The organism is Nitrobacter sp. CN101 (genome assembly GCF_055390255.1).
Map to the genome: position 1 here is coordinate 3,194,978 of NZ_AP038833.1, position 16,913 is coordinate 3,211,890.

9 protein-coding genes are annotated in these 16,913 nt (G+C 57.8%); 8 read left to right on the forward strand and 1 reads right to left on the reverse strand.

From position 1 onward, the window contains the following. Window positions 1–32: 32 nt before the first annotated feature. The 3 genes from ACZ5IL_RS16155 to ACZ5IL_RS16165 all read left to right on the forward strand — a co-directional run bounded on the left by ACZ5IL_RS16155 (window position 33) and on the right by ACZ5IL_RS16165 (window position 3,265). Window positions 33–902: an NAD(P)-dependent oxidoreductase gene (locus ACZ5IL_RS16155; protein WP_464593051.1), complete on the forward strand. Its 870-nt coding sequence runs from the start codon at window positions 33–35 to the stop codon at window positions 900–902. A gap of 193 nt (window positions 903–1,095) precedes the next feature. Beyond that, a complete protein-coding gene (locus tag ACZ5IL_RS16160) occupies window positions 1,096–2,706 on the forward strand; it encodes a sensor histidine kinase (protein WP_464593053.1) in 1,611 nt (536 codons plus the stop codon). 46 nt (window positions 2,707–2,752) lie between these two features. Further along, window positions 2,753–3,265 (forward strand): TIGR02281 family clan AA aspartic protease, encoded by a 513-nt coding sequence (locus tag ACZ5IL_RS16165; protein WP_079446256.1) that lies wholly within the window; start codon window positions 2,753–2,755, stop codon window positions 3,263–3,265. Window positions 3,266–3,389: 124 nt separating this feature from the next. Here the strand turns inward: ACZ5IL_RS16165 and malQ are convergent, their stop codons facing one another. Further along, window positions 3,390–5,333: a 4-alpha-glucanotransferase gene (gene malQ / locus ACZ5IL_RS16170; RefSeq protein ID WP_464593056.1), complete on the reverse strand. Its 1,944-nt coding sequence runs from the start codon at window positions 5,331–5,333 to the stop codon at window positions 3,390–3,392. Window positions 5,334–5,483: 150 nt separating this feature from the next. On the opposite strand from malQ, the gene ACZ5IL_RS16175 reads away from it, so the two are divergent. From ACZ5IL_RS16175 to treZ, 5 genes are read left to right on the forward strand one after another with little or no spacing between them, the layout of a single operon-like run. Continuing rightward, a complete protein-coding gene (locus ACZ5IL_RS16175; RefSeq protein ID WP_464593058.1) occupies window positions 5,484–7,457 on the forward strand; it encodes an alpha-1,4-glucan--maltose-1-phosphate maltosyltransferase in 1,974 nt (657 codons plus the stop codon). An 8-nt stretch (window positions 7,458–7,465) separates the two neighbouring features. Then, window positions 7,466–10,750 (forward strand): maltose alpha-D-glucosyltransferase, encoded by a 3,285-nt coding sequence (gene treS / locus ACZ5IL_RS16180; RefSeq protein WP_464593060.1) that lies wholly within the window; start codon window positions 7,466–7,468, stop codon window positions 10,748–10,750. Further along, window positions 10,747–12,897, forward strand: a complete 2,151-nt coding sequence (gene glgB / locus ACZ5IL_RS16185) for a 1,4-alpha-glucan branching protein GlgB (RefSeq protein ID WP_464593062.1) — start codon at window positions 10,747–10,749, stop codon at window positions 12,895–12,897. Before treS ends, glgB begins: the two co-directional genes overlap by 4 nt. Further along, a complete protein-coding gene (glgX, locus tag ACZ5IL_RS16190) occupies window positions 12,894–14,972 on the forward strand; it encodes a glycogen debranching protein GlgX (RefSeq protein ID WP_464593064.1) in 2,079 nt (692 codons plus the stop codon). The genes glgB and glgX overlap by 4 nt, the downstream gene beginning before the upstream one ends. Further along, on the forward strand, window positions 14,969–16,732 hold the full coding sequence (gene treZ / locus ACZ5IL_RS16195) for a malto-oligosyltrehalose trehalohydrolase (RefSeq protein ID WP_464593066.1): 1,764 nt from the start codon (window positions 14,969–14,971) through the stop codon (window positions 16,730–16,732). Before glgX ends, treZ begins: the two co-directional genes overlap by 4 nt. Window positions 16,733–16,913: the final 181 nt, after the last annotated feature.

Below are 16,913 nucleotides of genomic sequence, written 5' to 3' on the forward strand. Positions count from 1 at the left end.
TGAAACCTCAGGATTTTGAACAAGGCTCGGTCATGGCTAAAGTCGCATTTCTCGGTCTCGGCGTCATGGGGTTCCCCATGGCAGGACATCTCGTCGCAAAGGGCGGCCACGAGGTGACCGTGTTCAATCGAACGCCGACCAAAGCCAAGGCATGGGCCGAAAAATTTGGCGGGAAAACCGCAGCGACGCCGGAAGCGGCCGCCGGAGGTCAGGATTTCGTCATGGCGTGCGTCGGCAACGACGACGACCTGCGTGAGATCACAATCGGCGCAGGCGGTGCCTTTGCCGGAATGAAGCCAGGATCAATCTTCGTCGATCATACGACGGCATCCGCTCAGGTCGCACGCGAACTTGATGCCGAAGCAGCCAGGCACGGTTTCGGCTTTGTGGACGCACCGGTCTCCGGGGGTCAGGCCGGCGCCGAAAACGGCTTTTTGACCGTGATGTGCGGCGGAACAGAGGACGCTTACACTCGCGCCGAACCGATCATTGCGGCCTATGCCAGGATGTGCAAACGGCTCGGCCCAGCGGGCGCCGGTCAATTGACTAAGATGGTCAATCAGATCTGCATTGCCGGTCTCGTGGAGGGATTGTCGGAAGGTATCCATTTCGCCAAAAAGGCAGGACTTGACGTCAATGCGGTTGTCGACGTGATTTCGAAGGGCGCCGCGCAATCCTGGCAGATGGAGAACCGTTCCAAGACGATGAATGAAGGCAGGTTCGATTTCGGCTTCGCCGTCGAATGGATGCGCAAGGACCTTTCAATCTGCATCTCCGAGGCCCGTCGCAACGGCGCAAGCCTGCCGGTCACAAGCCTTGTGGACGCCTTTTACTCGGAAGTCGAAAAGATGGGCGGCCGCCGCTGGGACACGTCCAGCCTTCTGGCGCGACTCGAACGTTAACGGCTGTCCGATTCACGACGCTCCCCCTGCCCCGGTCGATCGCCGTCGAAAGCAGTGACGAAAGCGTTGTCGGAAGCAATTAACGTCCCGTTAACCGGAATGTCCTGCTTTTTAAGGCCGCCTTTAAGGATTTGGCGCGAGAAATGGATCAGTAACGACTCGCGCGGCCGCGTACAGGATTTGTGTCTGGTTGATGAGTACTCCTGCCGATAAACCTGAAGTCGTCCAGCTTCCGGTCGCTCCCGCGATTGTACCGTCCGCACGTCATCGCCGCGCCACCACGCAGCGCGTCCGCGAAGCGCGCGACCGCCTGACTTCGACCAGCGGAACACGGCCGGCGTTCGATCACGAACTGCTCCGGCAATATGCGCAAACACGACTGTCGGCATCGTTTGTCGTGATGCTGCTCTTGGTTGCAACTGGCGTGCTCTTCGGTTTCTGGATAGCGCCCACCGCCGCCGCGGCGTGGACGTTCGGAATGCTCTGCCTCCACACAGTCATCATCTACAACTGCAAGAATTATCTCAAGGCACCATCATCGGCCAATAGCACACGCAAATGGCGCGCGCGTTTCATTTTGCTCGATCTTCTGTACGGCCTGTGTTGGACGACGATTCTGGTGCATCCTGCCGGCTCGGATCAGGTCACAAATACCCTGATGATGTTTCTGATGCTGCTGGTCGTGGCGGTATCGAGTATGCTCTCGGCCAGTCTGCCGATTGCCGCCCTTGCCGCAACCACCCCCGTAACCTCGGCAATCGCGCTGAAGTTCGCGACTGCCGGCAGCTTCAACAACTACATCCTTGCCATTCTCGCGCTGACTGCGGAGGGCTTCTTCGCCCTGCTCGCGCATCGTTTGCATTCCACGACGCTGGCGACGCTCGAAGCGCGGGCGGAGAAGGACGCCCTAATCGGCGAACTTGAGCAGGCGAAGGCTATTTCGGACGAAGCGCGGCATCGCGCAGAATCGGCCAACGTCGCAAAATCACGGTTTCTGGCTCAAATGAGTCACGAATTGCGGACGCCCTTGAATGCCATTCTCGGATTTTCCGAGGTCATGAAGAGTGAAATTTTCGGCGAGCACGCAGTTGCAGTTTACAAGACCTATTCGGCCGACATTCATAACTCCGGCGTTCACCTCCTGAATTTGATCAATGAGATTCTTGATCTATCGCGGATCGAGGCCGGCCGTTATGAACTCAACGAAGAGGCCGTATCTCTGGTCCATGTCGTGACCGAATGTCACCATCTGTTGAAGTTACGGGCCTCAAACCGCGGCATCACAATCTACGACGTGTTCGAACAAGATATGCCTCGCATCTGGGGTGACGAGCGCGCCACGCGCCAGATCGTGCTCAATCTGTTGTCGAATTCAATCAAGTTCACGCCACAAGGCGGAGAGATATTGCTGAAGGTCGGATGGACTGCTTCAGGCGGGCAATACCTCAGTGTCAAGGACAACGGCTCCGGGATCGCGGAAGACGAAATCCCGATTGTGCTTGCCTCGTTCGGACAGGGATCGAATTCGATCAAATCCGCAGAGCAAGGCGCGGGTCTTGGTTTGCCGATCGCTAAGAGCCTGATCGACATGCACGGCGGTACGTTCACGCTGAAATCCAAGCTTCGCGTTGGCACGGAGGTCATCGTTACCTTTCCGCCAGAACGCGTGATGTCTGCTCTGGCGCCCATGGCGGAGGAAAGTCCGCGGCTTCAACCTGGGCAAGCGGACGATCACATAGCCGACGAAAGACGCCGCCTGCGGAACACGCCGATCATGAACGCTGGAACAGGTCTCAGAGCATGATGGCGACTCGCACTCCAGGTCTGGTCGAAAACGCGATAGGTGCGTTATGATCCGCATCCTGCTCGTGATCGGAATGCTGGTGGCAACCGCCGGAGCGGTGGTCGCCTATGGGGATCCTGCACGAATATCGGCTGCGGGAAAACTGGTCTCGACGATGCTGCACAAGGCCGCCGCGAGCCCCCCACGGAGCGTCCAGATTCCTCGGACAGAGAACGGCGATTTTACACTTCACGCAAAGATCAACGGCGTGAAGACGCCAATGATCATTGACACCGGCGCAACGTCCGTCGTCCTCACCTACGAAACGGCGAAGGCTGCCGGATTGCCGCTGGAATTGCTGAACTACGATGTCGATGTCGAGACCGCCGGCGGGCGAGCACGCGCCGCTCGCCTGACGCTCGACAGGCTCGCAGTTGGGAAACTTGTGGAGCGATCCGTGCCTGCGCTCGTCGTGCCGCGCGGCCAGATGAAAGCCAACCTTTTGGGGATGAGCTTCCTCAATCGACTCGAGAGCTGGGAAGTTCGCGCGGACCGGTTGATGCTGCGCGGCTATCCCTGAACCGCTCTGACTGCGTCCTTATAGTTACGGCTCTAAGCTCACCCGTTCCTGACAGTCCATTCTTTAGCTGATAAGTCGTAGCCGCCCTAGCACATTGAGCATCGGGATTATCCTAAGCGCTGTTTCAGCGATCACGGAGCGCGTGTCGGAGCGCATCGAGGTCGATGCGTCGGTCCAGATCCTCCAACTTGACTAGAATTCGTCTCCGCCAGTTGGGATGCTCATCCACCGTACCTGGAATATTCGGCTGATCCGTCAATCCGATCAGATCGTCGAGCGCGATCGCTAAAATGCGAGACGGCGTGCGCGCGAGAAATTCAACGGCCCCGATAAAATTCTTCGCTGCGATATGTTCTTCGCCGAGCTTCCATTCGAACGCATGGCGCGCATTCGTCCGCTCCGCGTCGGTTTCGCCGGGATCGATCCCAAGCTCCAGCTTGACCCTGAGATCGGAATGCGATTGCCAGCCGGCGAAGGACGCAAGATCATGCGTCGTGAAGGTGACAAGCGCATTCGCGGCATATTTCGACGACTCAATAAAAGCACCATCATTGCCGCGTTCGAACATCATCACCTTGTAGGACCACACACCCCATGCCGCGAGACTGTCGCGAAAACCCTCCAGTACCGTTCCAAGATCCTCGCCGATGACGATACAACGCTGGCCGACGCTCTCTTGCGCGATAACGCCGAGCATCGCCTGCAACGGCATCTCCACATATGCTCCCTGTAGAGGCGATGCCCCAGCCGGTATCAAGTAAAGCCGGCTGAGACCGAGCACATGATCCAACCGTATGGCTCCCGCAAAACGCATCGAAGCGCGCAGCAACTCCCGAAACGGTGCAAAGTCGCTCGCCTCAAGGCCAGCGGCATGGAATCCCGCCAATCCCCAATCCTGCCCCGACGTGTTGAGTTGATCGGGCGGCGCTCCAACTGAAAGCGCGCGCGAGATGGCATTCTGCTCATTCCAGGCGTCGAACCCGCCGGCCTGAACACCGACGGCGACATCCAGATAAAGCCCGACCGCCATTCCGCGTTTAGCAGCGAGATCAGCGCATGACTGTAGCTGGGCCGCCGCGCACCATTGCACGAACTCGACGAACTTCACCTCCTCGCGCTGTAGGCCGTTGCATATGGCTTGAATTCCAGCATCAGTCGGGCGGCGCCACTCTTCCGGCCACAGCCACCAAGGCGACGGATCGAATTTCCGCCGCAACACTTCGAAGCAGGCGTAGCGTTTCAACAGTTCGCCTCTCTCCTTCCTGAAGATTTCGAATTCGGCTTGCGCGGCCTGATCATGCTGAAACTCCGAAAAAGCCTGCCGGAATGCGGCGTATTTCAGTTTCGCAACCGCCGCATAATCGACCAGTTTGCCTTCCCGGACCCGATCGAGTTGTTCACGATGTTGCCTCAGCCACGCGCTCGAAAAATTCGGCATCCGCTCGGGATCGATATAAAGCGGATTAAGAAACAGCCGGCTGTTTGGCGCATAGGGGCTGCATTCAAGAGGGCGATCATCGAACAGGGCGTGAAGCGGATTGAGGCCGATGCCGTGGCATCCCCAATCCGAGGACAGTTCGATCAGTGATGCAAGATCGGTGAAATCACCAATTCCCCAGTTGCGCGACGATGACAGCGCGTACAATTGAACAGACAGGACCCAGACGCGCTCGAACGAGCCTTGAAAGGCTTTTTCAGGCGTGACCAGCAACGGAACTGAATCGATGATGGTGCCGTTGCCACTTTCGAGCTCCAGTCGATAAGTACCAACCGCTATTGAACGCCGGATATCGATCGTTGCCGAAGCGATGTATCCTTGGGCGAGCACCGCATCACGTTGCACAAGTCGCCAAGCGATGCCGTTCGCCTCGGCTTCGACAGGAATGCGAGACTTAGCCCTGTCGGCGACGATGACCACGGGCTGTTTCAAGAAGCGATGGCGCGGGGGCGATGGCAAACTCTCAAAAAAGGCGCGCAATCGATCATTTTCCAGGAGATGACGGCGGCCTAGTCCATCGACAAAGTCCAGATTGATGCCCAAATCGCGCGCTTTTGAATAGATATCCATCCCCGTACCCCGAACCCGGGCATGAGTGTCAGGCCCCTCACAGAGGGAACAAACTCGGGAACAAAAGGGCAGTTCCATTGGGAACTTTGCGACTGCGCCGGGGTTAGCTTTCGAGTCTTTCATTATTCATCAGCAGGTTAACGGCGCGTGATGTCCGTATCGACGCAAAAAAACATGCCGTTGCGTGCAGACGAAAGAGGCGCAACCGCCGGCGCATTTCATATTGAAGACGTTTATCCCAGCATCGACGCCGGACGCTTTCCCGTTAAGCGCCTCGCTGGCGATAGGATCGATGTCTGGGCCGACATCTTCCGAAGCGGGCATGACGTCATCGTCGCACAGTTGATATGGCGGCATGAGCAGGATCGCGACTGGCAAAGGTCGGTTATGACCCTGCAAGACAATGATCGCTGGTTTGGAATCTTCGCGCCGGCCGAACCAGGACGTTACGTTTATGCCATAGAGGCCTGGACCGACGAATTCGCCACCTGGAAGCGTGATTTCGAACTCAAGCAGAAGGCCGGTCAGGACATCACCCTCGACGCACTCGAAGGCGCCGCGCTGCTGACGCGCGCGCAGTATGGCGACAAGGAGGCGACCGCGATCATCCTCCGTCAATGCGAAGACTTTCTTCACAAGGGTGACCCCGCCAGCCTGCTCGTGCCGGAACTGACGAGCGCCATGGCCGAAGGTTGCGTCCGCTCCGATCTCACACGCTCCCGGTCTTACCCGCTGACGATCGACCGCACCCTCGCCGTCGCAGGAGCGTGGTACGAGATGGTGCCACGCAGCCAGAGTGCCGTCCCCGACCAGCACGGCACGTTCCGGGATTGTATTGCTCGGCTGCCCGATATCGCGGCCATGGGATTTGACGTCCTTTACTTCACGCCAATTCATCCCATCGGCAGAACCAATCGGAAGGGGCGCAACAATGCGCTGACGGCCGCCGCCGACGATCCTGGCAGCCCCTACGCCATCGGCTCCAAGGAAGGTGGGCACGACGCGATACACCCCGATCTCGGCACTTTCGACGACTTCCGAGAGTTGATAGCAGCCTGCAAGACTCATGGCATGGAGATCGCGCTCGACATCGCCGTGCAGTGTTCGCCCGATCACCCCTGGCTCACCCAGCATCCCGACTGGTTCAAACGGCGTCCGGACGGCTCGATGCGCTATGCGGAAAATCCACCCAAAAAATATGAGGATATTGTCAATCCAGATTTCGGTTGCGAGGACGCAGGGTCACTATGGAACGCGCTTCGCGATGTGATCCTATTCTGGATCAATCAGGGCGTGCGCATCTTTCGAATCGACAATCCGCACACCAAGCCGTTCAATTTCTGGGAATGGCTAATCCGCGAGGTCCAGACCAAGGAGCCCGGCGTCATCTTCCTTGCCGAAGCGTTCACCCGACCCAAGGTCATGAAGGGTCTCGCCAAGCTCGGCTTCACACAATCGTATACCTACTTTACCTGGCGAACCCAGAAATGGGAGATCGAATCCTATCTCAACGAGCTGACGGGATATCCTGAGCGCGATTATTACCGGCCCAACTTTTTCGTCAGCACACCAGACATTCTGCCTTACCACCTGCAAAGTGGTGAGCCGTGGATGTTCAAATCCCGGGTTGCCCTGGCAGCAACACTGTCGAGTACCTACGGAATCTACAACGGCTTCGAGCTTCTGGAGCACGAGGCCATTCCGGGGCGCGAAGAATACCTCAACTCGGAGAAGTACGAGATCAAGGTTCGCAATTGGGATACACCCGGAAATATCAAATCTTACATCGCTGCGCTCAATCGGGTGCGACGCGCCAATCCAGCGCTTCTGCAAACTCGTAACCTGAGGTTTCTCCCTGTCGACAACGATCAGATCATCGCTTTCACCAAGCAATCCGACGATGGCTCCAACACGATCGTCGGAGCCATCGCGCTTTCGCGTGAGAGCCGTGAATTCTGGCTGCCACTTGATTTGATCCGAATGGAGACCGCAAGCGGATCAAAGCCTCCCGTCGCAATCGAAAACCTCATGACCTGCGAGCGTCACGCCATTGAGTGGGGCGGGGTACGCTTGAGACTTGATCCATTACGCGATCCCGCGCTCTTGTTTCAATGTTTGGCGTGAGGTCCGTTATGAACGAAATGTCGCAGATAGATGCCGACAGATACGTCCAGACCGACGATCTCTGGTATAAGGACGCTATTATCTATCAACTTCACGTCAAGGCATTCGCCGACAACAACAACGACGGCATCGGCGACTTCGTAGGCTTGACCAGCAAGCTTGACTACCTTCAGGAGCTCGGCGTCACCGCTCTGTGGTTACTGCCGTTTTATCCATCGCCAGGGCGCGACGACGGATACGACATTGCCGATTACGGCTCGGTCAATCCTGATTTCGGCACCATGAAGGAATTCCGCCGGTTCATCTCGGAAGCAAAGCGGCGTGGCTTACGCGTTATTACCGAACTCGTCATAAATCATACATCCGATCAGCACAGATGGTTCAAGCGAGCCCAGCGCAGTCCGCCAGGATCAAGCGCGCGCAACTGGTATGTCTGGAGCAATACCGACAAAAAATATCAGGACACCAGGATCATATTTACAGACACGGAAAAGTCGAACTGGGCCTGGGACGCCGAAGCCAACGCCTACTATTGGCATCGCTTCTTCAGTCATCAACCGGATCTTAATTTCGACAACCCGCGGGTCGTCCGATCTGTCATCCAGGTGATGAAGCGATGGCTCGACACGGGCGTCGACGGGTTTCGGCTGGATGCCATTCCGTATCTCTGCGAGCGTGAGGGCACCAACAACGAAAATCTCCCTGAAACGCATGCGGTGATCAAACATATTCGCGCCGAGCTTGATGCCTACGCCAAGGGGAAAGTGCTTCTTGCCGAAGCCAACCAATGGCCGGAGGATGTTCAGTTCTATTTCGGGGACGGCGATGAGTGCCACATGGCCTATCATTTCCCCTTGATGCCGCGCATCTACATGGCGATAGCTCAAGAGGATCGCTTTCCAATCACCGACATTCTGCGGCAGACGCCCGACATTCCCGACAGTTGTCAGTGGGCGATGTTCCTACGAAATCATGACGAACTGACCCTTGAGATGGTGACCGACATCGAGCGTGATTATCTTTGGTCGACCTATGCCGCAGATCCTCGCGCGCGCATCAATCTCGGTATTCGCCGCCGCCTTGCACCCTTGATGGATAACGACCGGCGCAAAATTGAGCTGATGAACTCGTTGCTGATGTCGCTTCCGGGGACGCCGATCATCTACTACGGCGACGAAATCGGGATGGGCGACAACATCTACCTCGGCGACCGCAACGGCGTTCGCACCCCGATGCAATGGACTCCGGATCGTAACGGTGGATTTTCTCGATGCGATCCGGCGCGGCTCTATGCTCCTCCTGTCATGGATGCCGTCTACGGCTATGAGTCTGTCAATGTAGAGGCCCAGTCGCGAAGCCTTTCTTCGTTACTGAGCTGGATGAAGAAGCTGATCTCGGTACGCAAATCCAGCCACGCTTTCGGCCGGGGAACGATGTCATTTGCGCGTTCTTCGAACCGGAGTGTTCTCGCTTATGTGAGACAATACGACGATGAGGTCGTGCTCTGCGTCGCCAACCTGTCGCGATCAGCGCAAGCCTCCGAACTCGATCTGTCCCACTGGAAAGGTCGTTCACCGCTTGAAATGCTGGGACGAACGACCTTTCCCGATATCGGCGAGTTGCCGTACCTAACTACGCTCGCGCCTTATGGATTCTATTGGTTCCGGCTGAATGAAAAGCCGCCGTCCCCGAACGTTGCGACCGCGACCGTACCTGATTACGAGACGCTGGTCGTACCGCTGGGTGCGACCTGGATGTCGCTGGCACGGACACGCTCGATCTTCGAGCGTGATGTGCTGCCATCCCATCTCGCCCGCGCGCGCTGGTTTCCGGAGCGATCCGCTGGCGCCATCACTGCGCGCGTACCGGCGGCGGTACCACTCACGAAGGATCAGGAATCCAGGCCGTGGCTCGTGATCTTCGACGCCGCCCATCGCGGACAATCAGGGCGATATGCGATACCGATCCGAATCCGGTGGGATCGACTGGACCGCCGAAACTATGACGCCAAAAACCTCGCCGCCGTGCGGCAAGGCTCGCGCGAAGGAACGCTGATCGACGCCGCCTATGAGAGTGATTTGATCGCGGGCATCATCGACGATCTGCGCCACTGTGCAACCTTTGAGGAAGGCTACTTGAGGCTTGCTTACGTTCCTACGGAGCGGCTGGCTTCGATTGCGGAAGAGCCCATTGAGAACGTGCGAGCAGTTCAGACCGAACAGTCGAACAGCACCGCGCTGGTCGACCAAAAATTTGTGGTCAAACTCTACCGAACGCTGGAGAATGGCATCAATCCCGAAGTGGAAGTGGGACGCTTCCTGACGGACGTTGCTGGATTTACCAATACGCCTGCCCTGCTTGGCAGCGTGGAGTTGACGGGGCCTGACATCCAGACCGCCATCGCTATCGTCCACGCCTTTGTCGGTAACCAGGGCGACGCATGGACCGTCAGCAGCGCCGCACTGGATCGCTTCGTCGACGAGCAGCGGCTTGTCGGGGCGAACGATTCAGCTCCAGCACTTGAAGAAAAAGCGGCCTATCAGCGTTACATGATGCAAATCGGTAAGCGCGTCGCGGAAATGCACGTGGCACTGGCCAGCCGCGACGATATCGAGGATTTCAGTCCTGAGCCTGTCACCGCTTCGGATATCGCACATTTCATCGATCGACTGATGGCACGTTCGGAGCAAACGTTTGATCGACTCGCTCAAGCTAAGCTTTCGGAAGCGGATCGGCTTCTTGTCGACGAAATCCAGAGTCTCCGCCCAGATTTGCATGGCTTGCTCACCGAGTTGCTGCCGTCATCGATTCAAATGCACAATATCCGGCATCACGGCGACTTTCATCTAGGGCAGGTTCTCGTCGTTCGCGACGACGTCTTTATCATCGATTTCGAAGGCGAACCGCGACGAAACCTTTCCGAGCGGCGGATGAAGGCGCCGGCAGCTCGCGATGTCGCCGGGCTGATCAGATCCATCGATTATTCCGTGACCTCGGCGCAAGAGCGCGTTCTAAAAACCGGAGCGGATGGCGATGGACGATTGACGGAGGCCCTGTCGGCATGGCGTGACGAGGCGACGCAGACCTTTATGGCCGCTTATCGAGAAGCGATGTCCGATTCGCGATTATGGCCGGAGGAGCAGGACAATAAAGGCGGGATGCTACGATTCTTCCTGCTCGAGAAGGCGCTCTATGAGATCGACTACGAGCTGGCGCATCGCCCGGATTGGCTGCGGGTCGCGCTGGATGGCGCACTGCGGGTGCTGCGTAACAGGAAGCGAGATCGGGCATGACCGAATTGTCATCCGAAGCACGCGCCATCGTTGAAGGGCGACATTCGGACCCCTTTCACTATCTGGGCTGCCATCGCGAGACCGATCGCAACGTGGTTCGCGTTTATCTACCCGAGGCATCCGAAGTACGCTTGGTCGATGAGACCGGCGAAGAGGTCCCTCTGACGCGGATTCATGACGCCGGACTTTTCCTTGGAAATTTGCCGGACGGGGCGGAGCACTACCGTCTTCGCGCTCGGTATGGTGCCGACATGGTTGAGCTTGAGGACCCTTATCGCTTTGCGCCCATCCTAAATGATTTCGACCTTTATTTGCTCGGAGAAGGAACGCACCAGAGGCTGTACGACAAGCTTGGCGCTCATCCCATAACGATGGAGGGGGTGGACGGAACAGGATTCGTCGTGCTGGCGCCGAACGCTCGGGCAGTGGCCGTCGTCGGCGATTTCAACTGCTGGGATCAACGCCGACACCCGATGCGTGTACGGGGTAACGGATATTGGGAGCTGTTCATCCCCGGTGCGCAGGTGGGTGATCGCTACAAATTCGCGATTACGACTCAAGATGGCTTTCTGCTCCCGCTGAAATCCGATCCGATGGCGTTCGCTACCGAGGTCCGACCGAACACGGCGTCGATCGTATTCGACGAAACAGCCTTGCCCCGCCCGACACCGACGGCCGCCACGATTAATGCACGTAACGCGCCTATCTCGATTTATGAAGTTCATCTTGGATCATGGCGCCGTGGCGACGGCAATCGCTGGCTATCCTATCGCGAGCTTGCCGAGACCCTGCCGCGCTATGCACGCGGCCTCGGATTTACGCATATCGAGCTGATGCCGGTGAACGAGCATCCGTTCGACGGTTCATGGGGCTACCAGCCAACCGGCCTCTACGCCCCGACCAGCCGCTTCGGTACGCCCGCCGATTTTGCATATCTGGTCGAAGCCTGTCATCGCGAAGGACTCGGTCTCCTGCTGGATTGGGTGCCAGGCCATTTTCCTGACGATCCGCACGGGCTCGGCCGTTTCGACGGAACGGCTCTGTACGAACACGCCAACCCATTGCAGGGCCGTCACCTCGATTGGGATACTCTCATCTACAACTACGGCCGCACCGAAGTTGTCAATTTTCTCGTCGCCAACGCACTGTTCTGGCTCGAACGCTATGGCGTGGATGGTCTTCGCGTCGATGCTGTCGCGTCGATGCTGTATCTCGATTACAGCCGCCCCGAAGGCGGATGGATTCCGAACAAGCACGGCGGCCGGGAGAATCTGGAAGCCATCGACTTTATGCGCCGGTTCAACAGGGAAGTATTTGGCAGATTTCCGAACGCCACAACCGTGGCCGAGGAATCGACGGCATGGCCACAGGTCTCGCGACCGACCGAGTTCGGCGGTTTAGGGTTCGGTTACAAATGGAACATGGGCTGGATGCATGACACGTTGAGCTATTTCGGCAAGGACCCCATTCACCGCAAGCACCACCATGATCAAATCTTGTTTGGACTACACTACGCGTTCTCGGAAAATTTCATTCTGCCGCTGTCGCACGACGAGATGGTGCACGGCAAGCGTTCCATCCTTGGCCGCATGCCGGGCGATGACTGGCAGCGGTTCGCAAACTTGCGCGCCTATTACGCCTTCATGTTCGGCCACCCCGGAAAGAAATTGATGTTCATGGGGGCTGAGTTCGGCCAGGAGCGCGAATGGAACCACGATCACTCGCTCGACTGGCATCTTCTCGATCAAGCTCGTCACCAAGGGGTCCAGGCTGTTGTTCGGGATCTCAACACGCTCTATCGCGATGTGTCGGCGTTGCACGAACTCGATTGCGATCCAGCCGGCTTCGAATGGATTGTAGCCGACGATGCAGATCACAGCGTCTTCGCATGGATGCGAAAGGGTGAGAGCGGGCGGGCCCGCTGTCTCGTAGTCGCGAATCTTACACCGACGGTGCATCGCGATTATCGCGTGCGCGTCCCCTTCACCGGGCGGTGGCGCGAAGCGCTTAACACCGACTCCGCTCATTATGGTGGGACCAACGTCGGAAATGTTGGCGTGGTCGAGACATCAGGGGACATCATTCCTGAGCTCAGGCTGACATTGCCGCCTCTTGGGGTGATTTTTCTGGTTCCGGAAACTGCATGACGAGAATTTCAGAAGGTACACATGTCCGCCTCGGCTCGACTTGGGACGGCCGCGGAACGAATTTTGCACTTTTTTCCGCGCACGCGGAAAAGGTCGAGCTTTGCTTGTTCGACAGTAAGGGCCGCAGAGAGATCGAGCGTATCGCCCTACCCGAGCACACCGAAAACGTCTGGCACGGCTATCTGAACGATATCGCGCCCGGGCAGCTCTATGGCTATCGCGTCTATGGCCCCTACGATCCTCAGCGCGGCCATCGGTTTAATTCTCACAAGCTGCTGCTCGATCCTTATGCGAGGAAGATCAGCGGGCGACTGGTCTGGAGCGATGCACATTTCGCCTACCGCGCCGGAAGTCCGCGTGAGGATTTATCCTTCGACAGACGCGACAACGCCCGCGCCATGCCTAAAGCCACCGTCATCGACGAGACCTTCAACTGGGGGAGGCGTGAACCGCGGCCCAGTGTCGCTTGGGAAGACACGATCATCTATGAAGCTCACGTTAAAGGCTTGACCAAGACGCGCCTGGATATCCCTCCGGAACTCCGGGGCACGTACGGTGCGCTGGCTGCGCCGGCCATGATCAACCACCTTCGGCGCCTGGGCGTCACCACGATCGAACTTCTGCCGATTCATGGCTTTGTCGACGATCGTCACCTTGTCGAGCGCAAGCTAAGCAACTACTGGGGATACAACTCCATTTCGTTCTTCACGCCGGAGCAGCGTTATGCGAAGGACGCAGCGCTGGACGAACTCCGCATGTCCGTGGCCCGTCTTCATGACGCAGGCTTCGAGATCATGCTCGATGTCGTCTACAATCATACCGCGGAAGGAAATCACCTTGGCCCGACGCTGTCATTCCGCGGCATCGATAACGCCTCCTACTACTGGCTGATGCCGGACAATCCCCGCTACTACGACGACTTCACAGGAACCGGCAATTCGCTAAATCTGACCCATCCGCGCATGCTCCAGATGGTTATGGATTCGCTGCGCTATTGGGTCGAAGTCTGTCACATCGACGGCTTCCGGTTTGATCTCGCAAGCACACTGGCGCGAGGACCCCACGGTTTCGACCGCAACAGCGCGTTTTTCAATGCAATCCGGCAGGATCCCGTTCTCGCTAACGTCAAGCTGGTCGCGGAACCGTGGGATGTCGGCCCCGGCGGTTATCAGGTCGGCGGCTTTCCCTCGCAATGGTCGGAATGGAACGACCGGTACCGCAGCACAATGCGCCGTTACTGGGCCGGCGAAGGAAATTTGATCGGCGATGTCAGCGGCCGCATGACAGGATCATCCGACCTTTTCAATCATGACGACCGCGCGCCGCGCGCCGGCATCAATCACGTCACCGTCCATGACGGCTTCACCATGGCGGATCTGTTTTCCTATAACGAGAAGCACAACGAAGCCAACGGCGAGGACAATCGCGATGGCTCCAATGATAATCTCAGCAACAATTGTGGACACGAAGGGCCAACTGACGATCCTGTAATCCTGATGCTCCGCCGTCAACTTCGCAAGAACCAGCTCGCATGCCTGCTGCTAGCCCAAGGGGTGCCGATTCTTCTTGCGGGCGACGAGGTCGGCAACAGCCAGAGTGGAAACAACAACGCTTATTGTCAGGACAACGAGATCGGCTGGATCGATTGGGGCAATCTTGGCGACAAGGACAACGACCTGACTAACCTCATCGGACGCCTTACCGCAATCCGAAGGAGCTTTGCCCAGATCAGGTCAAGACAATGGGTGACAGGGAAAAGGATAGACAATTCCTACGGCGTGCTGTGGCTCACGCCGGAGGGCAACGAAATGATCGAGGCTGACTGGAATTTCCCCGAAGGGAGGTTTCTTTCCTACGTGCTCGGACCCACGGAGCCACACCAGCAGGCGCTTTACATCGTCCTCAACGCGGCGCCGGAGCCGATCGAGTTTAAAATTCCGAACCTGGAAGAGTACAAGACGTGGTCGATCGTGCTTCATACCGCCAACGACGACGTCGACGTCGCCTCGCACCACCCTAACGCGACCCTGCAGGCACCGCCTCGCAGCGTCATCGCGTTCGCAGGCCAGCCATGAGCGTCGGCCGCTTCGGCCCTACTCTCACGCCAGACGGCGCAGCGTTCCGGCTGTGGGCGCCGGCGGCCGGCAAAGTGGCCATCGTTACCGATACCGCACACATGATGGAAAAAGACAGTAGCGGCTGGTTCGTCGCGGAAGTGGCCGCAGCAAGCGCTGGTACGCGTTATCACTACCGGATCGATGATGAGCTAGACGTACCGGACCCGGCGTCATCCTATCAACGCGATGATGTGTTCGGTCGGAGCGAACTTATCGACCACCGCCGTTTCCGTTGGAAGGCAATCGACTGGCGCGGGCGGCCATGGCATGAAACGGTCATCCTAGAATGCCATGTCGGCACCTTTACGCCTGAGGGCACCTATCGTGCCATGATCGACAAGTTCGATCATCTGGCGTCAACCGGAATCACCGCTCTCGAGTTGATGCCGCTCGCAGATTTCGCGGGATCGCGAAATTGGGGTTACGACGGCGCGCTGTGGTATGCGCCTGATCATGTTTACGGCACGCCGGACGATCTGAGAGAACTTATCGATCAGGCTCATCTGCGTGGACTGATGGTCTTTCTCGATGTTGTCTACAACCACTTCGGGCCGGAAGGAAATTATCTGGGACGCTACGCACCGCAGTTTTTCTGTGATGTGAAGACCCCTTGGGGAGCGGCGATTGATTATCGCGTTCCCGAGGTTCGCGCCTTCGCCGTAGACAATGCATTGCACTGGCTAGGCAACTATCGATTTGACGGTCTTCGCCTCGATGCGGTGCATGCCATCCCCGAGCCAGGCGAGCCGTCAATCTTGAACGATATCAGCCGAGCTGTCGGGATTCTGGCGCGGCAAGATGGACGCCATATTCACATCGTGCTGGAGAACGACGACAATCGCGCGGGTCTGCTCGATCCTTCTTCAGGTGTGCCGAACGGGAAGTATCGTGCACAGTGGAATGACGACTACCATCACGTCTGGCACGTCATCCTCACTCAGGAAACCCACGGCTATTATCAAGATTATGCCATCCATCCACGCCATCTTCTCGCGCGAACACTCCGGGCGGGTTTTGCCTACCAGGGCGAGGCCTCTGCTCATCGCGGCGGGCGAGCTCGCGGAGAATTGATCGGCGGCCTGCCCCCAGCCGCTTTCGTAAACTTCCTTCAGAACCACGATCAGATCGGCAACCGCGCGCTGGGCGATCGCCTCGAATGGTCCGCTGACGCGCGTGCTATCGAGGCGGCGCTAGCGATCACATTGCTAGCGCCGATGCCGCCACTGATGTTCATGGGCGAGGAATGGGGAGCAACCACGCCCTTCCCTTTTTTCTGCGACTTTAAAGGCGATCTCGCCGATGCGGTACGAACAGGCCGGCGGAGGGAATTCGCCAGCGCCTACGAAATGTTCGGCAATGACGTGCCGGATCCCCTGGCGCTGTCCACATTCGAAGCAGCGGTTCTTGCCTGGCCCGACCCAGGCCAGCACCTACCGCGTCATGCACTCGTCAAGCGGCTATTGCAGGTCCGCCGAAATGAACTCATGCCGCATCTTGGCAACGCAATGTTCGCATCCGCTGAGCTTTGCCAGAACGACCGTCTGCTGATCGCACGCTGGTCGCTGGGCAACGGCGCGCAGTTGCACCTTCGCGCCAATATTTCGGATCATAACGTGACTGATGACACGTCCCCGATGCCGGGACGACCGATTTGGGGTGGTGAGTTGCCAGCACGCCTGCCGGCATGGTCAGTTTTCTGGTCCATGGGAGCGACCTGATGGACAGGGCATTCCGCGCGTAAGCGGCGAACAAAGGTTCCACAGACAGAACAGGAACGATATAGTCGGAAACTAAAGGTCAGCGCCGCAAAACCGCCAATTGATCCCGGACTGCAGAAGGCGTCACTAACTCTAAGTCGTGCAAGTCGCGGCTCGCGAGTTGATCTAGGCGGAAACAGAT